Origin of the sequence: Pedobacter kyungheensis, assembly GCF_000812965.1 — a bacterium.
In the GTDB taxonomy this organism is placed as follows: domain Bacteria; phylum Bacteroidota; class Bacteroidia; order Sphingobacteriales; family Sphingobacteriaceae; genus Pedobacter; species Pedobacter kyungheensis.
In genome coordinates this window covers 113887-135121 of sequence record NZ_JSYN01000015.1, presented here as the reverse complement: position 1 = coordinate 135121, position 21235 = coordinate 113887, and the positions used below count along the sequence as shown (strand labels likewise).

The 21235-nt window shown below is 39.2% G+C and carries 21 protein-coding genes and 1 tRNA gene; 1 reads left to right on the top strand and 21 read right to left on the bottom strand.

Annotation, left to right across the window (positions count from 1 at the left end):
- Window positions 1–8: 8 nt before the first annotated feature.
- On the top strand, window positions 9–1466 hold the full coding sequence (locus tag OC25_RS13385) for a TolC family protein (RefSeq protein WP_245221997.1): 1458 nt from the start codon (window positions 9–11) through the stop codon (window positions 1464–1466).
- A 57-nt stretch (window positions 1467–1523) separates the two neighbouring features.
- On the opposite strand, the gene OC25_RS13380 is transcribed toward OC25_RS13385, so the two are convergent.
- From OC25_RS13380 to OC25_RS13290, 21 genes are all read right to left on the bottom strand, one after another.
- The gene (locus OC25_RS13380; protein ID WP_039476821.1) at window positions 1524–3158 is read right to left on the bottom strand and encodes an ABC-F family ATP-binding cassette domain-containing protein; all 1635 of its coding nucleotides are present in this window, start codon (window positions 3156–3158) and stop codon (window positions 1524–1526) included.
- Window positions 3159–3397: 239 nt separating this feature from the next.
- A complete protein-coding gene (locus OC25_RS13375; protein WP_039476819.1) occupies window positions 3398–3580 on the bottom strand; it encodes a hypothetical protein in 183 nt (60 codons plus the stop codon).
- Between the two features lie 165 nt (window positions 3581–3745).
- Window positions 3746–5629 carry a cytochrome-c peroxidase gene (locus OC25_RS13370; protein ID WP_052266195.1) on the bottom strand — a complete coding sequence of 628 codons (1884 nt, stop codon included), beginning with the start codon at window positions 5627–5629 and terminating at the stop codon, window positions 3746–3748.
- Between the two features lie 29 nt (window positions 5630–5658).
- Window positions 5659–7005, bottom strand: a complete 1347-nt coding sequence (gene acpA / locus OC25_RS13365; protein WP_039476817.1) for an acid phosphatase — start codon at window positions 7003–7005, stop codon at window positions 5659–5661.
- A gap of 355 nt (window positions 7006–7360) precedes the next feature.
- Window positions 7361–7440 (bottom strand) — tRNA-Leu (locus tag OC25_RS13360).
- Window positions 7441–7519: 79 nt separating this feature from the next.
- The gene (locus OC25_RS13355; RefSeq protein WP_039476816.1) at window positions 7520–7831 is read right to left on the bottom strand and encodes a DUF3817 domain-containing protein; all 312 of its coding nucleotides are present in this window, start codon (window positions 7829–7831) and stop codon (window positions 7520–7522) included.
- Between the two features lie 135 nt (window positions 7832–7966).
- Window positions 7967–8500, bottom strand: coding sequence for a Fe-S protein assembly co-chaperone HscB (gene hscB, locus OC25_RS13350; protein ID WP_039476813.1), 534 nt, complete (start codon window positions 8498–8500; stop codon window positions 7967–7969).
- Between the two features lie 78 nt (window positions 8501–8578).
- Window positions 8579–9967, bottom strand: coding sequence for an RIP metalloprotease RseP (gene rseP / locus OC25_RS13345; RefSeq protein WP_039476812.1), 1389 nt, complete (start codon window positions 9965–9967; stop codon window positions 8579–8581).
- Window positions 9968–9996: 29 nt separating this feature from the next.
- Complete coding sequence (locus OC25_RS13340; protein WP_082018597.1) at window positions 9997–11157, bottom strand: 1-deoxy-D-xylulose-5-phosphate reductoisomerase; 1161 nt, start codon at window positions 11155–11157, stop codon at window positions 9997–9999.
- Between the two features lie 152 nt (window positions 11158–11309).
- Window positions 11310–12809: a GH3 auxin-responsive promoter family protein gene (locus OC25_RS13335; protein WP_039476808.1), complete on the bottom strand. Its 1500-nt coding sequence runs from the start codon at window positions 12807–12809 to the stop codon at window positions 11310–11312.
- A 2-nt stretch (window positions 12810–12811) separates the two neighbouring features.
- Window positions 12812–13087, bottom strand: a complete 276-nt coding sequence (locus OC25_RS13330) for a MutS family DNA mismatch repair protein (RefSeq protein WP_039476805.1) — start codon at window positions 13085–13087, stop codon at window positions 12812–12814.
- A 2-nt stretch (window positions 13088–13089) separates the two neighbouring features.
- Window positions 13090–13317 (bottom strand): hypothetical protein, encoded by a 228-nt coding sequence (locus OC25_RS13325; protein WP_039476803.1) that lies wholly within the window; start codon window positions 13315–13317, stop codon window positions 13090–13092.
- Window positions 13318–13327: 10 nt separating this feature from the next.
- Window positions 13328–14116, bottom strand: a complete 789-nt coding sequence (locus tag OC25_RS13320; RefSeq protein WP_039476802.1) for a hypothetical protein — start codon at window positions 14114–14116, stop codon at window positions 13328–13330.
- A complete protein-coding gene (locus OC25_RS13315) occupies window positions 14113–15081 on the bottom strand; it encodes a glycosyltransferase family 2 protein (protein WP_039476799.1) in 969 nt (322 codons plus the stop codon). Before OC25_RS13315 ends, OC25_RS13320 begins: the two co-directional genes overlap by 4 nt.
- A 66-nt stretch (window positions 15082–15147) precedes the next feature.
- On the bottom strand, window positions 15148–16098 hold the full coding sequence (locus tag OC25_RS13310; RefSeq protein WP_039476797.1) for a glycosyltransferase family 2 protein: 951 nt from the start codon (window positions 16096–16098) through the stop codon (window positions 15148–15150).
- A gap of 116 nt (window positions 16099–16214) precedes the next feature.
- Window positions 16215–16376: a hypothetical protein gene (locus tag OC25_RS28140; RefSeq protein WP_167335400.1), complete on the bottom strand. Its 162-nt coding sequence runs from the start codon at window positions 16374–16376 to the stop codon at window positions 16215–16217.
- Window positions 16366–16515 carry a hypothetical protein gene (locus tag OC25_RS27920; protein ID WP_156131471.1) on the bottom strand — a complete coding sequence of 50 codons (150 nt, stop codon included), beginning with the start codon at window positions 16513–16515 and terminating at the stop codon, window positions 16366–16368. The genes OC25_RS28140 and OC25_RS27920 overlap by 11 nt, the downstream gene beginning before the upstream one ends.
- Window positions 16516–16560: 45 nt before the next feature.
- Window positions 16561–17097, bottom strand: a complete 537-nt coding sequence (locus OC25_RS13305; protein WP_039476795.1) for a DUF4199 domain-containing protein — start codon at window positions 17095–17097, stop codon at window positions 16561–16563.
- A 7-nt stretch (window positions 17098–17104) separates the two neighbouring features.
- A complete protein-coding gene (locus OC25_RS13300) occupies window positions 17105–17773 on the bottom strand; it encodes a hypothetical protein (protein ID WP_039476793.1) in 669 nt (222 codons plus the stop codon).
- 98 nt (window positions 17774–17871) lie between these two features.
- Window positions 17872–19128, bottom strand: coding sequence for a dihydroorotase (locus OC25_RS13295; protein ID WP_039476791.1), 1257 nt, complete (start codon window positions 19126–19128; stop codon window positions 17872–17874).
- The gene (locus tag OC25_RS13290) at window positions 19125–21164 is read right to left on the bottom strand and encodes a BatA domain-containing protein (protein WP_039476788.1); all 2040 of its coding nucleotides are present in this window, start codon (window positions 21162–21164) and stop codon (window positions 19125–19127) included. The genes OC25_RS13295 and OC25_RS13290 overlap by 4 nt, the downstream gene beginning before the upstream one ends.
- Between the last annotated feature and the right edge of the window lie 71 nt (window positions 21165–21235).

Below are 21235 nucleotides of genomic sequence, written 5' to 3'. Positions count from 1 at the left end.
ATATTCTTTTGAAAAAAATATCTGGCGTACTCCTACTTTTCGTACTATCAGCTGAGGTAATTTTTGCGCAAAAAGCAATCACGCTACCTGTATCAAAGCATACAGATAGCACTAAAGTTTTCGCGCTTGATGATCTGCAGCTGATGGTTTTCAGGTACCATCCCATTATTAAGCAGGCGGCATTGCTCAGCGAATCGGCCCGGGCAAAAGTGCTGCAATCGCTCGGCTACTTCGATCCTGAATTAAAAGCCGGGTTTAGCCGCAAATTATTTGGCAACACCGAGTATTACAACCGGTGGAACAATGAATTAAAGATACCGCTCTGGCTTGCTGGCGCCGACTTAAAAGTGGGTTACGAACGCAATGTGGGTACTTATGTTAATCCCGAAAGCCGTACAAATGGAGAAGGTTTATCGGCCGTTGGTCTGAGCATCCCTTTGGGGCAAGGTTTAATTATTGATGCGCGGAGAAGCACGCTGCGCCAATCGAAAATCATGGTGCAATATGCAGAGGCCGACCAGCTGAAACAGATTAACGGCGCCTGGTATGGTATTGTTAAAGATTACTGGAACTGGTACTATACCCACAAGCAGTTTGAACTGGTTAACGAAGGGCTTGATCTGGCGCAACGCCGGTTTAAAGCACTCAGTGCGCAAACGCTAATAGGCGATAAACCGGGGATAGACTCAGTCGAGGCTTATATTACCGTACAGGAGCGGATTATCCAGAAGGAAAAAACAGCTATCGAACTGCAAAATGCCAGACTGGTACTTTCCAATCATTTGTGGAACGAAGCGGGCAACCCGATGGAACTGCCTGCAGATGCACTGCCCCAAAGTATGGTTAACAAAGCAGCTCGCCCCAACGCACAGTTACTGGATAGCTTATTGGGCCAGGCTGCCAACCAGCACCCTGAAATTTTAAAATTACGCAGTAAGGGTGAGCAACTGGCCGTTGAAAAAAGTTACCGTCAGGAAATGCTGAAGCCTAAACTGAATGTTATTGGCAACCTCATCTCCAGCCGAACCGGCATTAACAGCAATGTGCCAGGCTATTACGATTTTAACTGGAGCAACTACAAAGTTGGTGTCGAACTGGCCTTCCCACTTTTTTTAAGGGCTGAACGCGGTAAGCTTCGCGAGGTAAAAATTAAACAGCAGGAACTGAATTACGACCTTCAGCAATCGGGCAGGGAAATCAGAAACCAGGTAATGGCTTCTTACAATGACCTGTCGGCCTACGCTGCACAGCTTGCGGTACAGTTAAAAAGTATCGAAAACCAGCAGGTGCTTGTAAATGGCGAAAACCAGAAGTTTAATTTAGGCGAAAGCACGCTTTTTTTAATCAACAGTCGCGAAACCAAGTTGATAGAGATGAAAATTAAGCAGGAAAGTATGGTTGCGGGTTACCAGAAGGCACTGGCAGAATTATATTACAAGGCAGGTACCAGGGCCGTATTAAAATAGCAAAGGTATAAGTTATGCAGGCTGTAAGGTATACACATTACAGCCTGCAATTTTAGATTAATTTTGTTCTATTTCTTTAAGGCTGTCCATTTTCTTATAAGCCAGGAAGCCTTTAATATCTGAAAAGTGCTCTCGTACGCGTTTATTGCCAAATTCGAATACTTTTTCTGCCAATCCATCTAAGAAATCACGGTCGTGAGAAACCAGAATTAAAGTTCCGTCGAAATCTTTCAGGGCATCTTTAATAATGTCTTTGGTTTTCATATCCAGGTGGTTGGTCGGCTCATCCAGAATTAACACATTCACGGGTTCAAGCAACAACTTAATCATAGCTAAACGGGTTTTTTCACCTCCAGATAGTACTTTAACCTTTTTAGTGGTATCATCGCCACTAAACATAAATGCACCTAAAAGGTCTTTAATTTTGATGGTACCATCCGTTAGTGGGATCTGATCGATGGTTTCGAATACGGTTAAATTTTCATCTAACAATGCAGCCTGATTTTGGGCAAAATAACCTATTTTGGCATTGTGACCAACTTTTAAACTGCCTTCAAAATCAATTTCGTTCATGATGGCTTTAATCATGGTCGATTTACCTTCGCCGTTTTTACCCACGAAAGCGATTTTCTCTCCCCTTTCAATTACCATCGATGCTTTTTGAAACACTACATGATCGCCATAGGTTTTGGTTAATTCTTCGACCATTACCGGGTATTGCCCTGAACGTGGCGATGGAGGAAATTTTAAGCGCAATGCCGAAGTATCTACCTCATCAATTTCAATAATTTCGAGCTTCTCGAGCATTTTTACCCGCGATTGTACCTGTAGGGTTTTAGAATAAGTTCCCCTGAAACGGTCAATAAATTCCTGGTTATCGGCAATAAAACGTTGTTGCTCTTCATAGGCTTTTAGCTGATGTACACGACGATCGGCACGCAACTGCAAATAATGACTGTATTTAGCCTTATAATCGTATATCCGGCCCATGGTTACTTCAATGGTACGGTTGGTAATGTTATCAACAAAGGCACGGTCGTGCGAGATAACCATCACCGCTTTTGCCGAGTTGATTAAAAAATCTTCCAGCCATTGAATACTTTCAATATCCATGTGGTTGGTAGGCTCATCCAGTAAAATTAAATCAGGTTTCTTTAAAAGGATTTTAGCCAGCTCAATACGCATACGCCATCCACCCGAAAACTCGGAAGTTTGACGCGTAAAATCTTTACGTTCAAAACCCAGGCCTTTCAATACCTTCTCTACCTCTGCGTCATAATTGGTTTCTTCAATCGAGTAAAACTTCTCGCTCAGCTCCGATACACGCTCAATCAGTTTCATGTAGTCATCACTTTCGTAATCTGTACGAATGGTCAGTTGCTCATTCAGCTCATCAAGCTCTTTTTGCATCTGGTTAACCTCTGCAAAAGCCTTCATCGTTTCTTCAAAAACGGTAACATGATCCTGGGTAAGCAAATGCTGGGGCAAATAAGCAATTACCGCCTCTTTCGGACCAGTTACATTACCAGTGGTAGGCTTGGCTACATCGGCAATAATTTTTAAAATGGTCGATTTACCTGCACCGTTTTTACCCATCAGGGCAATCTTATCGTTTTCGTTTATCGAAAAGGTTACATCGCTAAACAAAGTGGTTCCGCCAAATGAAACGGAGATGTTATTTACATTAATCACAGTATGAAAATATTGAATTGCCGCAAAGATAAGGGAAAGAGATGGGATTATAGAGGTGATTGGGTAGTAAGTTGAAAGTAGTGCTTGTAGGTACTGAAGTATTAAGTACTGAGTAGCAAGCACAGGAGCATAATCTCATTGGCACTTAGTAAGCCCAATATCGGTCTTTTTTTTGGCTGTTTGAATATATTTATAGTATGACTTACTCAGCCTGAGCAGTTATATTGTTTTCAGCAGTTTTACTTACGCTTTTCGCCTTTAAACAAAAAATAAACAGCACCAATAAATGTAATCGAATATACGGCTGCCAGCGCAGGCTTTTCAAATTTTAAATACTGAAAATCGAATTGTTTAAACAAGGTTACACCAACAATGATGGCTACAATTGCTAAAGTAAATTTAAGTGCTTTTTTCGTTTCCATAATGACCTTTATTTAACTGGTTAATTTATTTGACTTCCAGTTGTAAAGTTCATTATCGCATTTTAAATATCGGTTACACTTTAGTGTAATTTTCGATTTTCGGGGAAACGATTAATAACTGGTATACTGCGGTAAAAAACAAAGGAAAACTTAAGATCAATGGTGCTATCTTTCTGGTAAAATGGAGGCTGCTCCCTTACTTTGGGTAATGGGCTTACTTTCCAAGCTTTCCATAAAAGCGATGATTGCTGCTTTTTCTTTCACTGTAAGGTGAAGGGGCTCACTCGAAAGGGTTTGGTTAGGCAGTTTCATCCCCAAGCCAGCACCTCCGCCATTATCATAAAAATCCATAACCTGATCTAAAGTCTGGTATATCCCGTTATGCATGTAAGGTGCAGTTTTTTTGATATTCCTTATCGTGGGAATTTTAAAACCGTTTTTATAACTATCTACTCCAACTACATTGTAATAACCTAAATCAGCATCCAAAGTGGAGTCTGTTAGCGAAACTGGTACACCAAGCACTTCTACCTCGCTCTGCACATACTTTGGCGGGGTTACCCCATTAAACAAAGGCATAAAATGACAGGTTGCACACTTTGCTTTCCCCATAAACAAATTAAAACCATCCACTTCCTGTGCAGATAGTGCGTTCTCTGTGCCACGCATATAATCATCAAACCGGCTGTTGATTTGAGTCAGGCTACGCACATAGCTGGCAAGCGCATTCGTTACCTGTCCGGCATCAATTGCTTGTTTATCTTTTATAAAAAAAGCCTTTGAAAATAATAGCTGATATGATTTATTGGCGGAAAGATATTTCAGGATAGCTTCCATCGAGCCATCCATTTCCTGCTTACTTTTAATTACTTCGAGGGCCTGGTCTTCCAAAGTTAAAGACCTGTTATCATAAAAATAATTTGATTGTAAGGCTGCATTGAGCAAGGTTGGTACATTTCTGCTTAATAATTTGGAAGCATGGTGAATATCTGTATTCCTGGTGAGCCCATCTGTAAAAGCCAGATCAGGCTGATGGCAGGAAGCACAACTTCTTTTCAGGGTTCCGGAGAGTGAGACATCGTAAAAAAGTTTTTCCCCCAATGCTACTTTCGCTGGTGTAGCCTGAAATTCAGGGCCGGGAGCAAATGCATTTACATTAAAAGCATCTACATCAAATAATGTTGCAGCCTCCTGGTTCAGCATCCGGTTATATTTAATCTTAGGCCCGGGCAATGCTTGTTCCAACTCGGTAATCCCGGCACTAATCTTATTGCCAAATTGTTTAATGAACACAGCCCTGTCAAAGGAATCAAAATCAACATGGGTATCAAGATAGCTGACCGAGCCGTCGAGATCAGTTAATAGAGTGCTGTTTTTGTCTTTGAGGTAAAGGCCGATTATAGGACGTAAGCTTTTTAAGGACATGGAAGATTCTTCCATACTTTTTAACGAAAGTGCATTATCATAGCCGGTAATCCCTAAAGTAATAATCCGGAATACTTCTAATTTTGCGGCATCTAAAATCCGCCAATCTGCCAGTGAAAGGGCAGAAAAATAAGACATTACATATTCTGTATTGGTTATTAAATGCTTTATTTCGCTAATCAGCTCATTTTTTCTGGCAACATCGTAACCGGGGTAGATAAATCCTTCGACCACTTGCAGCCCCATCGGATCTACGCTACGGATGAAGGAAGCATCTAATAAATCGGCATTTTCGACCTCATTTACAGGAGGGCCATTTAATCTTTTATTAAGGTCGGCACTAAAATATGCTGCCGCCCATTCGAATTTTTTATACAATAACCTGGATTGCAGGAAGGCCTGCTTAAGCTTTTGTTCATCAGGCTGCGCTTTGTTAACTTCAAAAAAAAGGGTATCCCTTAGATAGTTGCGAAAGGATAGCATCTCACTTAAAACCTGTTTTTGAACTTTTAGCTCACGCTGGCTGGCCGGTTTTTGTGGAGTATAGCCGGAATCGACCGAGCTAAAACTGGTGGCAAACACTGCTACAAACAGTAACGCTATAATTCCAACCTTATTCAACATAACACCATCACCGGACTAACAGGCCCTGATTATTTGAACACAAGGGCATTCCGGAACGGGTTTGCATTTTTATCCCGTTCAGCCAAAGGCTTAATGCCCCATCTGTGTTCGATAAAAGAGAGGATACTTACAGTTTCATATTGCGTATGATCTACTACACCTTTTTTAGCAAATGGCCCGATAACAATTGCCGGAATGCGGCTTCCCGGTCCCCATCTATCAATTTTTGGCGGCAGTACGTGATCATAGAACCCACCAAACTCATCATAGGTTAAAATAACCAATGCATCTTTTGCATTAGGGCCTTCGAGTACGGCATTGATTAATTTTACAGCCAATTGTTCTGAAGAATATACTGCCGAACTACCCGGATGCTCATCATTACCACCACCTGGTTTCACAAAGGAAACGTTTGGCAGGTTTCCTTCCTTTGCAGCCTTAAGGAAATCATTCTGGTCTTTTAAATGCTTCCGCCCTTCTGTTCCTTCCTTATATTTAGCAAAATACAGAAAAGGTTCATGGTTATAAGCAAAGTTATTTTTTCTACCGGCAACAGCATCATCCCATCCTTCAGAATACCAGGCCCATGAAACACCTTTCTCGGTCATACCCTCGCCTATAGTTGGTATGGTTTGAGCAGGCATTAACTGAGTAGTGTCTGATTTTGCAGGATAAGGCTTATTTCTGGATAACACAGTATTAATAGCATAACCATCAGGGGTAACAGCACCATCTTTAATCAGTTTGCCCGATGCGTCGACTTGTGCAACCATTGATTTTGGTGCATCAGGCCAAACCGCTACGCCAGCCGAGATTAAATAAACATGGTTAAAATAGGAACCACCAAAACCGCTTTGAAAAAAATTATCACATAGCGTATACTGCTTTGCAAAAGGATACAGAGGCAGTTTCTCTGTATTGTAGTAACCCATTGCCAGGCCTTTGGAATCATTATACAACGCAAACTTATCCATCTTGCCTCCATTAATCTGCATTTGGTTGTGATAAAAACGGTGGGTGGCATCAGGGCTGGCCTTATCTGCAGACACATACTGATCTATGTTAAAGAAATTATTGGGCAGATTGGTTGGGAAAGAATTGTTTCTTGGAATTTCGGGAAGGAATTTATAGGGATTCCCATCCTTATCTACCTGAATATAATTTCCCTTTCTAGCATTTTCTATACCATTTGCCCCTTTAAACTCTCCATACAAGTTATCAAAACTATGGTTCTCCATGTAGATAACCACCACATGGTTAATCTGTTGAATTCCCTTATCAAACGAGGTTTGCTGGCGACTAACATTTTTGTTGGTTCCACAACCACTAATCACCAGTACAAGAAGACTAATATAAAAAATTCGGTTTAAGTGCATTTGACTATCTTTTTTGATTCAATTACTAAAGCTATAAACTGACCGGGAAACGGGTCAAAGCACATTTAAATTTCAAACGGATGGTAGAACGGATTGAAGGTTAAACGGAACAGTAAAAATTGTAAAACAGCGTTGAGCTATCCGAAATTTACCTGTATTTCGCATTTTCAACCGAAGTCTCATTTCGATTTTAATGTGCAGCACAAACATAAGGTATTATATTTTGCTGCAAAACGATCTGGCCAAAACAGCATTGCAACTGGCTGTAAATTTTTAATTACATAAGTGGGAACGCCATTCAAGTATGACATAAAAAAATAAAGCCTCAACAATTAGATTGTTAAGGCTTATTCAGTACCCGGAGCCGGAGTCGAACCGGCACGGTTTCCCACAGGTGTTTGAGACCAGCGCGTCTACCAATTCCGCCATCCGGGCATTCTTATTGGACGGGGTTGCAAATGTAGATAATGTAACTTAAAATGCAAAAAATATTTTAAAATAACCTGCAACTGACTTACAGTATGCGGCTTGCGTTTTCAGGCCTTTCGTCTTTCAGCTTCCGATCTACAATAAAAGGCGCAAAAGGCAGTAATGAGGCTACAAAAATAAGTACTGTTTTACCAAATTTCCACTTTTGCTCTTGCCAGGCCATCACCAACGTAGCTGCATACAGCACAAACAGCAAACCATGTGCCCAGCCTGTATATTTTACATACAATGGCATATTAGCGAAATACTTTAAAGGCATGGCTACAAATAATAAAAGCAGGTAAGAAATCCCTTCGGCCACGGCTACCTTACGAAAAATAGAAAGTGAACTGTTCATGTATCTGATTGTTTGCTCCGAAAGTAAAACAAAGTATTTAGCCTTCAAAAACAAAGAAATGATTTTACAATCGGGTGTTTTAAAGACCAAAGCTTAAAGCACAAAGACTAAAGCGTAAGCCCGCGTAAATATTTGTTACGCGAGCTTTTCCCTGATCCGGTCTATATATTTCTGACGATAAAAATTATCCTTTATCGAAGCAAATAAAACTTCCGATGCAGCCGTTGGATTACTATCAAACTGATTCATCAGGCTTTGTAGCTCTTCTTTAAGTTCTTTTTCAACTGTACTGATGTTATTGCTTACTTCAGCTAGTTTTTCGGCATCGGGTTCAAACTGCAAATCCATCAAAGCCTCGTTAATATCCATCATTTCCATTAAAAATGATTGCGGTAACTGATAACCTTCATCGGTCTCTACAATGCCCTTCAACTCCAAAACATATTTTAAACGCTTCTTTGCATTGCTTAAAGTTTGGTAGGCTTTATTATTAAGTGTAGAAAGTGCCAAAACCTCCTCCTGCTTTTCTTCGCTCTCGTTAGCATAAAAATCAGGATGATATTGCTTGCTGAAAGCATAAAACTTAGCTTTCACTTCCTGCTGATCGGGATTAAACTGTATGGGAAGCCCGTAAAACTCAAAATAATCGGGTTGATGTTGTGTACTCATGCCGGATATTTAATTAAAAAGCTACAGATATGCTTTCTTAAAGAGTTGCATAGCTGTGGCTATATGATCAATGAGGTTTTACTTACCGAATGATTTTAAAATATCATTACCAAAAGCAAATACCATTAAACAAATCAGAATTACGAAACCTACAATCTGGGCACGCTCAAGCACTTTTTCGCTCACCGGCTTACGTTGTACCATTTCGATCAACAAAAACACTACGTGGCCTCCGTCTAAGCCCGGAATAGGCAATAAATTCATAAATGCCAGCGCCATCGAAATTAATCCGGTTAATGTCCAGAATTTAACCCAATCAAATGTACTTCCATATACTTTGGCAATACCAATCGGGCTGCTGATGTTACGTGCACTTAATTTACCGGTTATCATTTTACCAATACCTTTTGCATTATCAACAAAGGTACTCCAGGCCATGCCGGCACCCACCGGTAACGATTCTATAAAGCCAAAATCAACATGTGCAGTTTCGGGCATTTTAAAGTTAGGGCCAACGCCAATGGTACCATCTTTGCCAACCTTTAAATTAAATTCAACTGCTTTTCCTTTACGTAGAGCCTGAATTGAAATCTGTTTGTTTTTATTGCCAGAAACTTCTTCTTTAAACTGATCGAAGAAGGTAACAGGCTTACCATTAACCGATAAAATACTATCACCAGGTTTTATGCCTGCTGCATAAGCCGGATAAACTGGTTTTTCGAATTTCCTTTTGAAAAGCTTATCAAAAAATGAAGGTTGATCTGCTTTTTCATCAGGTGCCAAAACAGTAGCCACACTAGCCATGTGGTATCTTGGCGTGATAAAATTCTCTTTATCGTTTTTAGAAAGCTTGTTCAAAATGGTATCCGGAATAGATACATACAGGGTTTGATTCCCCCTTAAAACGGTTAATTGTGCACCATCAAACAATACTTTACTCGAAATGGCATCTTCGAAACGGATTAATTTATTTCCATTAATGGCCAGAATACGGTCGCCGTTTTTAAGACCTATTTCTTTACCCAGGGTACCTACAGAAATACCATCAGTAAGTTTACCATTAACCGTATAACTTTGACCATATTTAAAGGTAAGCATCCAAAAAATAACGATACCTACTATTACATTCACGATAATACCACCCAGCATTACAATTAAACGTTGCCAGGCCGGTTTAGAACGGAACTCCCAGGGTTGTGCCGGTTGAGCCATTTGCTCGGTATCCATGCTTTCATCAATCATACCGGCAATTTTTACATAGCCACCTAGAGGCAACCATCCCACACCGTATTCAACATCTCCTTTTTTGAAGCTGAAAAGTTTAAAACCCCAGGCATCAAAGAACAAATAAAATTTCTCTACCTTAATACCAAATGCCCTGGCTGCCAGAAAATGTCCTAATTCGTGTAAAATAACCAATAAAGACAATCCGAGCAGCAACTGCCCCGCCATAATCAATCCATTCATATTTTTTTATAAAATTTTTAGGTTAGATGTTAAACTATACTTTTTGTTACTAATTCGCCGGCTAAGATACGGCTATGTTTATCAGTTTCTAAATAATCGCTCAATTGCGGTTTTTCAATAAAACCAATCTCCTCCATACATTGCTCAATCACATCGCTCATCTCCAGAAAGCCAATTTTATCTTCCAGAAATGCTGCAACCACAATTTCATTTGCTGCATTTAAAATACAAGGCATATTACCGCCTTTTCTTAACGATTGATAAGCCAAGCCTAAATTCCTGAAGGTTTCCATATCGGCTTGCTGAAAGCTAAAGTTTGGATAATCCAGAAAATTAAAACGTTTAAAATTGTTTTTTAGCCTGTCGGGATAATTGATGGCGTACTGAATGGGCAATTTCATATCGGGCACGCCCATTTGCGCCTTCATCGATCCATCGGTAAACTGCACCAGTGAATGAATGATAGACTGCGGATGCACAATTACATCAACCTGATCGGCCTCGAGGTTAAACAACCATTTGGCTTCGATCACTTCAAGTCCTTTATTCATTAACGAAGCAGAGTCAATGGTGATTTTAGCACCCATAACCCAGTTGGGGTGTTTTAAAGCCTGCTCTTTCTTTACGGCAGACAAGAAATCTTTTGTTTTGCCTAAAAATGGCCCGCCCGATGCAGTAAGGTAAATTTTCTCGATCGGGTTATGTTCCTCACCTACCAGGCATTGAAATATAGCCGAATGTTCAGAATCTACCGGTAAAATTTTAACCTGATGCTCGGAAGCCAGTTGAGTAATCAGTTCGCCAGCTACTACCAAAGTTTCTTTATTGGCCAAAGCAATATTTTTACCCGCTTTTATGGCCGCAATAGTAGGCTTTAACCCTACCGATCCCATTAAGGCGGTGAGCACAATATCGCTATCATCGTAAGCCGCAACTTCGGCCAAAGCTGCTTCGCCGGCTAAAACTTTAATGTTAACGGCAGACAAGGCATTTTTAACTTCGCTGTACTTACTTTCATCGCAAATGACCACCACGGCAGGCTTAAATTCGAGCGCTTGCTGAATGAGTAATTCGGCGTTCTTGAGTGCGGAAAGCACGTTAACTTTAAAGGCTGCAGGATGGTCTCTTACAACTTCTAATGCCTGTGTACCCACGCTTCCTGTAGAACCTAATATGGTTATTCTTTTCAAATCTTTTAATATCGTAACGCTTAAATTGATTAAGCTTTATTATTCACATCTAGTATCGCTCCGTCATTGCGAAGCTGAACCTGAGCGAGCTGAAGCAATCTGACTTGTTTAATGAGATTGCTTCGTCGTTCCTCTTCGCAATGACGAATTGTTTAAACAATATACCGTTCCAACTCCTCTGCCAGTTTCCGGTCATTGCTCAGGCGCGGCACTTTATTTTGTCCGCCCAGCTTACCCTGGCTTTTCATGTAATTTACAAAAGCATCTTTTTGCAAAGGTCGGATAATTAAAGGTTGCAAAATATTGCCTTCAATCAGGTCAAAGTAATAAATATTTTTCTTTTGCAAGGCCAAATCTACCTTTTTACTAAAAGTAGCCATATCTTTAGGCGGCGATGAAAACTCGATAAACCACTCATGGTAAGGCAGTTCTCCTGCTTTTGGATTAACCTGCGGTGCAACTGTAAATTCAGTAATTTCTACCTTTTCTTCGTTGGCCACACTTAACAGGGCGTGTTCTACTTCCTCGCCAATTACATGCTCACCAAATGCCGAAATAAAATGTTTAATACGCCCGGTAACTACAATTTTATATGGGTTTTTAGACACAAATTTAATCGTATCGCCAATGCTATAGCCCCATAAACCGGCATTGGTATTTAAAACCAAGGCATAGTTGGTATCCAGTTTAACTTCTCCTAACGATAAACGTTTAGGCTGCTGTTTGTGATACTCGTCTACCGGGATAAACTCATAAAAAATACCTGCATCGGCCAATAACAACAAACCTTTATCCTTTTGCGAATCCTGGTAGGCAATAAATCCTTCTGAAGCCGGATAAGTTTCAATAGCATCTATCTTTTTGCCGATGCTTTGCTCAATTTTAGCCCGGTAAGGTTCGAAATTTACCCCTCCATAAATAAACAGGCTAAAATTTTTAAAAATCTCCGCAATTTTTTTGCCTCCTGTTTTCTCTGAAAGTTTATCGAAATACATTTGTACCCATGGCGGAATACCCGAAATCAGGGTCATGTCTTCGTTAATGGTTTCCTCAACAATGGCATCAACCTTTTGCTCCCAATCTTCGATAATATTGGTTTGGTAAGAGGGCAAACGGTTTTTCTGCAGATAAGCAGGCACATGATGCGCTACAATGCCCGATAAACGTCCTACATTTATGCCATGCTTTACACTCAAAACAGGACTTCCCTGTAAAAAGATCATTTTACCATTTACAAAGCCAGCCTTTCCTGTTTCGTTAATATAGGTTAAAATGGCATTACGGGCAGCTTTAATGTGCTCGGGCATCGATTCTTTAGAAAGTGGAATGTATTTTACGCCAGATGTAGTACCCGAAGTTTTAGCAAAGTAAAGAGGTTTGCCCTTCCAAAGCACGTCGGCTTCTCCGGCAACCACACGATCTACATAAGGCTTTAGCCCTTCATAATCCTGAACAGGAACATACTTTTTAAAATCATCGTAACTTTTGATTTGAGCAAAACGATGGTCTTTACCAAATGCGGTATGTTTAGCCTCATCAATTAGTCTTCTAAATATTTTATTTTGGGCATTTACGGCATTATACTTCCACTTGTTAATTTGCCAGACTGCAAATGCTGCAAAGGGTTTACTTAATGCTGCTTTTAATCCCATTTCTAGTTACCAGTTTTAAAGTTGGTATTGTTAATAATAATCTGATACGCCTCTTCACTTAATCTATCATTTTTGAATGAAGAGTTATTAAATACCGTTTCGAATACAATATTTTTACGTTCAACGATCGCCTGATCGAATATACTCTTAGTTCTGTCTTTATAAACATCAGTCATAATTACCTCAAAACCTGCAAAATCATTCAATCTGGATCGTATAAAACTAGATTTTCCAGCTGCATTTGGTCCGGTAATTACAAAAAACTCAGGATGAAGCATAGTTAAGAGATTCTTTCCTGAAAAGTATCTACGATTTTAATTGGATGCCCATCCTGATCGTATTTAACTTCGAAAAGTACTAAAAAAATTTCTCCAGTAGGCATTTCCTTTCTCCAGTATTCATTGTCGTTAGCCGCTTGATAATAATATGGATTACCAAGTTCAAATGCTTTTTGCCTACCTAAATCCGCAAAATTATTTAGATTACTTAGTATTTTATCTATTAGCATATTTCTCAGTTTAAACAATATTATGTAAAATATCAGGGTGTTCATCCCCCTTATACTCGCTCGAAATTTTGCGGTAAGCAACCGTCAAGGCTACACTCGATAGCGGAACAATGATAAAAGAGCTCAATATATTTACGATAAATGCCACTAAAGGCCATTGCAAGTAGTTCAATAACAAATAAATTAAATAACCACCCCCCAAAACCACCAGTAACAATAAAATTTTAGTGAAATTACCTTTGGTAGTAGCCAGGCTTAATTTAATAGAATCGAAAGGAGTTGCATTTTTATCGATGATAAAAAACGGAAAGAAAGAAATTCTTAGCCAGGTGATAAAAATTGCAATGATACCTACCGAAACCGCCACATTTTTAACTATTGCTACATTAATACCAGTGTAAATAAAGGGAAAAGCCACCAGAATTACCACCAGATATACACCAAAAATACAAGCTACAAAGTAAAGGGTAGCCACCAGAAAACGAATAATCTGCTGACGGGTTGGCAGGGTATCTACAATTTTAACATCGCCTTCTTCATCATCCATTAAATGGAAAATATACTTAAACAGCGAAAGGTTAATGGTAAAGTACAGCAATACAAAAATGATAACCATAATGATGCTCAAAGCTTTACTTACATCTTTGATAAAAAAGGCCATCAAACTCGATGCACTTGCTGTAATGAACATCAAAAAGCACAGCGTTGCAATAGAGAAATAATGCTTCCTAGTAATGCTCCAGGCTTTCTGGATCACATCATTAACGGCGAATGTACTTTCTTTTAAATAGTTTATCATTGTTGTTTTAATAGCACACGTTTAAATAAATCCTGTATAAATCCTAAACCATAAGCAGTTAATTGGATAAAGGACGATATAATACTCAAAAATGCAACTTTTAACGATTTATTTACTGACCATGAATGAAAAAATATCAACATAAAGTAAATCAATAACAAGAAGTTACAAACATATGCCAATGGAGGATATATAAAGTTACACAAAATAGTGAAACCAAAACCCAGTGTAAATATGGCCGGAAAAAAGTGTACCGGTTTTAATTCTTTAGGAAAATGTTTATAAATATTGATCCGCGCCCTGCCAAAAAAGTGCAGCTGTTTGTAAAACTGACTAAAGCTGGTGCGGCGTTTATGGTAAACTTTGGCATCGGGAATCAATCCTATCTTAAAGCCATTTTCGTGAATACGGATACTGTATTCAATATCTTCGCCTAAACGGGTTAGAATAAACCCGCCAACCTTTTCCCAGGCCTGGCGCGAAACCCCCATGTTAAAACTGCGTGGGTGAAACTGCCCTACATGTTTTTTATTGCCCCGAATGCCCCCTGTGGTAAAAGGAGAGGTCATGGCATAGCTAATGGCCTTTTGCACGGGTGTAAAGCTATCATGTGCCGCATCCGGACCACCGTAAGCATCTAAATGATGCTCGTAGAGGTAATTTTTAACAATTTCGAGGTAATTGGCCGGAACCAGGATATCGGAATCAAAAATAACAAAGTAATCGCCTTTGGCCCGTTCGAAACCGAAATTACGTGCAAAACCTTGTCCGGCGTTTTCTTTGAAATAATACTTGATATCGAGCTTATCTGCATAAGTATCGACAATAGCCTTGGCATTGTTTTTAGAACCATCTTCGATTACCAAAACCTCAAACTGTAAATAAGTTTGTTTGGTCAGGGTATTCAACAGTTCGTCTATCTCTTGCGGACGATTGTAAAGCGGAATTATGATGGAGAAAAACATGTCTTGAAGCTGAAAGCAGAAAGACTAAAGACCAAAGCTTTGTGCTTTAAGCTTTAGTCTTTTAGCTTATTTAAGTTCTTTTTCGATTAAATATTGATTTCTTTCTGGTGCATTGCGCGATAAAAGTTCGGCGATGAAGCCTGCGAGGAACATTTGTGAGCCAACAACAATGGCTACCAGCGATAAATAAAATAATGGCTGGTCGGTTACGTCGCGATAAGGTAATCCCTGCCAGATTAAATATTTCTTTTCGAACAGAATATACAAGGCCATGATGATCCCGATAAAAAAGCTTAGCACACCCAATGAGCCGAAAAAGTGCATGGGGCGTTTGCCAAATTTACCGACAAAAAATATGGATAGTAAATCTAAAAAGCCATTTATAAACCGGCTGAAACCGAATTTGGTAGTACCATATTTACGGGCGCGGTGCTCTACCACCTGCTCCGAAATTTTATTAAAACCGGCCCATTTGGCAATAACCGGGATATAACGGTGCATCTCGCCATACACTTCGATGGTTTTAATGACATCGTTGCGGTAAGCTTTTAAACCACAGTTAAAATCGTTGAGCTCAATACCGCTCATTTTACGGGTAGCGGCATTGAATAACTTGGTTGGGATGGTTTTCGTAATTGGATCGTAACGTTTCTTTTTCCAGCCCGAAATCAGATCGAGTTTTTCTTCTTTAATGCGGCGATATAACTCCGGAATTTCATCCGGGCTATCCTGCAAGTCGGCATCCATGGTAATGACTACATCGCCCTGTGTAGCTTCGAAACCTACGTTTAAGGCTGCTGATTTACCGTAGTTGCGTCTGAATTTAATTCCTTTAATAGCCGGATTCTGAAGTCTTAAATCCTCAATTACCGACCAGGATTTATCTGTACTACCATCATCAACGAGTATAATTTCATAGCTGAAATTATTTTCGATCATCACTTTATCAATCCATGCCGTTAACTCGGGCAGCGATTCATCTTCATTAAATAAGGGTACTACAACTGATATATCCATTTTTTAAGCATAAACCTCGTAGGTTTTTAAAACCTGCGAGGTTTGTTTAAATTAAAACGTGCAAATTTCATCAAATTAAATGATAAAACCTGCACGTTCAAAATTTTTGATCTTAATTATAATTTTATGTCTTTAGCTTTAACTTTTACAATCTTTCCCTGATTGGAAAAAACCAAAACACCATCGTTTTTAGCTTTATATGCAACTAGTTTTTTAAATGCTATGCTGAGGCCTAAACGAATTTTATCTCTCAATTCAACATTATTCTTATTTTCCATTCGGTAAAAAATTAAATTTTAACCAAGTATTTTTTTCAAAGATAGTTATTTCATCTGTCAAATTTCCTTCTGCTATAAATTGCAACTCACCGTCTGAACGCATTAGGAGTATATTTAAACTAAAACGTGCAGATTTCATCAAAATAATGATAAAACCTGCACGTTCAAAATTTTTGTAATAAGTTTAGAATTTACGCTCTTTTTTTAAGACCAATGAAGTAATTAAACTCACGATTAAACCAAATACAGTATAGCTTATTGCTGCTGTAAAGGTTGCAAAAATCCACATGTAAGGTTTCATGGTTTCAATTCCTTTAACCTGCTGCTCGTTATCTCCTGCCTTTTCTATTGCGGCATCGGCAATTTTATCAATAGCTGATGTATCTAATACCTTAAAATATATCGCATATAAAATACCAATAAACAGGCCTGCGTATGCGGCAACCTTAAAACCAGTTGAAAACGCCCTTCCGTAAGTAATATAATCGCCAAGTTCCTTTTTGTGTGTAGCCTGGGTAAAATATATAGCCAGTATGAAAATCCCATACGACAAGACAAAAACTATAATTTTATTAAACACTGGGATATCGGCACTGGTAGTATCAATTCCTATAAGTTTAAAAATATAGATCATTGCCAAAGTATATAAGGCAAAACCCAAAGCTACTTTAAACGCCAGTGCGTTAGGCTTCTTTTCTTCCTGAAGTATCTGCTGTTCCATTATAATTTTAGTTATTGATTGTTGTGATCAATGTATAAGATGCAGCATCGAAAGCTTTGTTACTGCTAAACTGAATTAATTCTTTTTCAGTTTCCCTGCTGCCTTCAACATCCAGGAAGAAAACCATAAACGGCACAAACAGCTCCTGCATCTCTTCACTAATGTTTAATTTAGCAGCTGTTTTGCAAATTTCCTCTACGCTGCTTTCGGCCAGTTGCTGGTTGCTGATCAGCTCTTCGTAAATCTCGAACTCGTCCTGAAACTCATCATCTTCTACCAATAAGAATTCTTTCAGGAAATCGCCCAGTTCAGGATCCAGATCTTCATCTTTACATTCTTTGATATAAAGCAATAAGTTTAATAACTCAGTTCCGCGCTCAATGGTCTCTTCTTCAATGTTAGCCCATTCATCGCTCTCCAGATAATCGTCTTCCAGTTTCTGCACATCGTTGCTGAAGAAATTCACCATCAGCAAATCGAAAAATACTTCGCGCAGTTCTTCGAATTTTGGATGCGAATCAAAAACAGCATCGAAAGCGGTTACTTTATCCAGAAAATTTACGTCCAGCTCAAAAGCGGCCACTAATTCTGTTTCAAAACCTGCTACATTGGTTGCCGAAACTTCAGCATATTTATTGATTGAAGCGCTTAACGCCTGTTTTACTCTATTGTCCATAGTTAGTTTTCTTATGTTTTTAAAAGGATTATTGGGTTACAAGAACTTTTCCATCATCCATATTACATTTTACGCTTTTAACTTTCGGCTTTGGTCTTTTAGCTTCCCCAGTATTGATTATTGTTATAAACCAGTTTTACTTTACCAGTAAGCTCCGTACCCATTAAAGGATTATTGGCTGATTTTGAATAGTTACTTGCGGCATTGTATAACCATTTTTCGCCTGCATTAACAACTGTAAAGTTAGCCTCTGCCCCTTCTTCAATTACCGGAACAGCTAAATTTAACAATTTACGCGGATTAATCGCCAACTTCTCTGCAATAAGACCGATATCCAGACCAGCTTTTAACAATAAAGGCACTACAGTTTGCAAAGCAATGATACCATAATGCGCGATTTCGAATTCTACATTTTTGAATTCGATTTCTTCGGGGCGGTGTTGTGAAGTAATGGCATCGATTGTTCCGTCTTTTAAGCCCGCAATTAAAGCTTTAACATCGGCCTTGCCACGTAATGGTGGTTTAACTTTATAATTACTGTCAAAATCGCCCAGCAATTCTTCAGTAAAAACCAGGTGGTGAGCGGTTACATCGCAAGAAACCCAAATACCATCTTTCTTAGCCTTGCGGATAAGTGCAACCGAACCCGCGGTAGAAATATTACTGATGTGGATTTTAGTTTCGTTATAACCTGCTAAAAAAAGATCGCGGGCGATGTGCATTTCTTCTGCTAAAGCGGGCAGGCCTTTCATACCCAAAAGAACCGAGTTTTTACTTTCGTTAATCTGCGATTTACCGGCAATAGATTTATTTTCTGGGTAAACCATCAATAAAGCATCGAAACCTTTGGCATATTGCAGGGCACGGCTCATGAAACCATCATCCTGCAAAGCTTTATCTCCATCAGAAAAAGCCACAGCTCCTGCCTGTTGCATATCAAACAGCTCAGCAAGTTCTTTAGCCTCGCGGTTCTGACTAATGGCACCAACAGGCAATACATCAACCAGATTGTTTTTCGCTTTGTTTACAATGTACTCTACCTGCGATTTTGACTGTATTACCGGGCTGGTTTGAGGCAAAAGTGCCAGGCCTGTGAAACCACCAGCCTGTGCAGTAGCGGTAAGGGTTTGTATATCTTCTTTGGTTTCAAAACCCGGATCGCCTGCTGCACAATTTAAATCGAAAAATCCCGGACTTAAAAAAGCGCCCTGCCCTTCGAAAATCGTTTCATTTTTATCGGCAGTTAATTTACCTATGTTCTTAATTTTACCATTTTCTACCCGAACATCACATTGTTGATTATTGAATTTACTTTGCGGATCGGCAATGGTTACATTTTTAACCAGGATATTCATATTGTTTTTTTTGTGTTATTAAAAAATCGGATGAGCAGGATTTCGGCTGCAATAAAAACCAGCGACAAAATTAGACAAAGTTTCCATAAAGTCTGCCCGATTTTATTAGCGCCGGCAATTAATTTAACGGCATCTTTATCGGTGTCGAATACTTTTACATTGCTTTTTCCAGCCAATTGATCTAACCCGGCTTTATCCAGGTAATGCATATCAGACTCTGACCTGCCATTGTTAAAAGCATAAACAGCCAGAACAGAATCGCCAAGTTTCAGGTTGTAAAAACCTGCCCGTTTAATCTGGTCGGCTACATAAATCCATGTCTTGCCATCAGCCTGTCTAACTTCTGGTGTAGCTTCGAAATTATTGGCGGTAATGCTCAGGCTTTGGTTTTTACCCAAAGTTATTTTTTTGCTGGCCAGTGCATTATCATTACCCAGATTATAATACAAAGGCACTTCGGCGCCTCCGCTTAAGGCCAGGCGGTACATTAAAGGTACAAAAACCGGGTGGCGCGCCAGGTTTCCATCAGCTGCATTTAAGCTACTGGCCGACAGATAAGCTGATCCGTTACCAATACCGTATTTGGCAAAAAACATTTTACCGCCCGGCAGCGATAAAATATTTTCTTTATTGGCCGAAGCCGTTTCTGCAAAAGTAAAATAGCGGTTCACTGCGGGCAGATCCAGATTCTTTGGAATTTCTTCGAAAACAGTTTTAAAAACAGGATGCTGCAATTCGATTTTATCGATTTTGGTTTCGCCGGTATTTAATGTCAAAATGGATGGCAGCGATAACGTATTTAGAAAAGCATTGTAGGCTTTAATATCAACATCCAGATCGGGAAACAACACAATCGTTCCGCCCGCATTGATATAAGTTTTAAGCTGTTGGGCTAAACCGCTCGATGGATTTTTTAATCCGTTTAACACAATAAGCCCATAATTGGCAAAACCGCTGTAATTCACATTATTTTCTGAATTTTCGGTAAGTTTATAATAACTATCGGCTGCAAAGAGAGCTTTGATGTAATTACCGGCATTAGGACCGTTAATGCTCAAAACCGGAAAACTTTCTTCTACTTTAAAACTGAACGAAAGGGTATCATCAAACGTAACCGGAAAATCTTTAATGCTGATTATTCCTTTCTGCCAGCCAGCTTTTAATCCCGAAAAGTTCAAAGTATCGCGGATAACCTTTTCGGCAGGAATAGTTACGGAACCAAGACCTTTTTGCTGATTGTTGATGCTTAGCTTTAAAGGAATATTTTTCGCTTCTTCTGCCGAGTAATTTTTCAGCTGAACCACCAGACGTTCGTTAGCACCGGGTTGGTGATTAGGCGAGAGTACCCAAACGCTATCTACCGCCACATTAGGCAGCGCTGTAGCATTTAATTTTAAAAACGAATATTGAATATCTGCTTTGGTTTCAGGCTTTTTGCCAACAGAAATATTTTGCTGGAAATCGGAAATTACAAAGCTATACTTATTTTCAGGGCCGGTTAACATATTGCCCTGCCGGTTTAAAATTTGCTGCAGGTTGCGGTTAACCGCCGAGATTTTTACTTCATCGAGCGCTTTTAAAAATTCGTCGGCATTGAGTAAACGCTGGTGCTTACCTTCAAAATCGTTTGTTAATAACTGAAAGCGATCATTTATACCGAAACCTTTAACCAGTTCTTTCGCTCTGCGTTTGGCTTCATCAAGCAGGTTACCATCTTTGTTAATGGCTTCCATACTGTACGAATTATCGATATAAATGCTGGCGATGTTGCCTACCGTATTGGTTTTAGCTTTATCAGCAGGAATATAGGGCTGAGCAAAGGCTAATACTAAAAAAATTAAAGCTAAAATCCGCGAAAGCAGGATGAGCAGATTTTTAAGTTTTTCTTTCGAAGAATTTTGCTGTTCTACCTCTTTTAAAAGCTGAACGTTAGAAAAATAAACCTTTTTAAACTTACGGAAATTGAATAAATGAATGATGACCGGAATAGCAACCGATATTAGTGCGAAAAGAAAGCCCGGATACAGGAAATTCATTAAAAACCAAAGATAGAAAAAATATGGAGGAGGATATAAATTTCCTCATTTATTATTAATAATATTAATTA

Bases quoted from the DNA above. Each gene is read 5' to 3' on its own strand.
- OC25_RS13375 (WP_039476819.1), bottom strand. From the start codon at position 3,580: ATGGAAACGAAAAAAGCACTTAAATTTACTTTAGCAATTGTAGCCATC.
- OC25_RS13370 (WP_052266195.1), bottom strand. From the start codon at position 5,629: ATGTTGAATAAGGTTGGAATTATAGCGTTACTGTTTGTAGCAGTGTTT.
- acpA (WP_039476817.1), bottom strand. From the start codon at position 7,005: ATGCACTTAAACCGAATTTTTTATATTAGTCTTCTTGTACTGGTGATT.
- OC25_RS13355 (WP_039476816.1), bottom strand. From the start codon at position 7,831: ATGAACAGTTCACTTTCTATTTTTCGTAAGGTAGCCGTGGCCGAAGGG.
- hscB (WP_039476813.1), bottom strand. From the start codon at position 8,500: ATGAGTACACAACATCAACCCGATTATTTTGAGTTTTACGGGCTTCCC.
- rseP (WP_039476812.1), bottom strand. From the start codon at position 9,967: ATGAATGGATTGATTATGGCGGGGCAGTTGCTGCTCGGATTGTCTTTA.
- OC25_RS13335 (WP_039476808.1), bottom strand. From the start codon at position 12,809: ATGGGATTAAAAGCAGCATTAAGTAAACCCTTTGCAGCATTTGCAGTC.
- OC25_RS13330 (WP_039476805.1), bottom strand. From the start codon at position 13,087: ATGCTTCATCCTGAGTTTTTTGTAATTACCGGACCAAATGCAGCTGGA.
- OC25_RS13325 (WP_039476803.1), bottom strand. From the start codon at position 13,317: ATGCTAATAGATAAAATACTAAGTAATCTAAATAATTTTGCGGATTTA.
- OC25_RS13320 (WP_039476802.1), bottom strand. From the start codon at position 14,116: ATGATAAACTATTTAAAAGAAAGTACATTCGCCGTTAATGATGTGATC.
- OC25_RS13315 (WP_039476799.1), bottom strand. From the start codon at position 15,081: ATGTTTTTCTCCATCATAATTCCGCTTTACAATCGTCCGCAAGAGATA.
- OC25_RS13310 (WP_039476797.1), bottom strand. From the start codon at position 16,098: ATGGATATATCAGTTGTAGTACCCTTATTTAATGAAGATGAATCGCTG.
- OC25_RS28140 (WP_167335400.1), bottom strand. From the start codon at position 16,376: ATGGAAAATAAGAATAATGTTGAATTGAGAGATAAAATTCGTTTAGGC.
- OC25_RS27920 (WP_156131471.1), bottom strand. From the start codon at position 16,515: ATGAAATCTGCACGTTTTAGTTTAAATATACTCCTAATGCGTTCAGAC.
- OC25_RS13305 (WP_039476795.1), bottom strand. From the start codon at position 17,097: ATGGAACAGCAGATACTTCAGGAAGAAAAGAAGCCTAACGCACTGGCG.
- OC25_RS13300 (WP_039476793.1), bottom strand. From the start codon at position 17,773: ATGGACAATAGAGTAAAACAGGCGTTAAGCGCTTCAATCAATAAATAT.
- OC25_RS13295 (WP_039476791.1), bottom strand. From the start codon at position 19,128: ATGAATATCCTGGTTAAAAATGTAACCATTGCCGATCCGCAAAGTAAA.
- OC25_RS13290 (WP_039476788.1), bottom strand. From the start codon at position 21,164: ATGAATTTCCTGTATCCGGGCTTTCTTTTCGCACTAATATCGGTTGCT.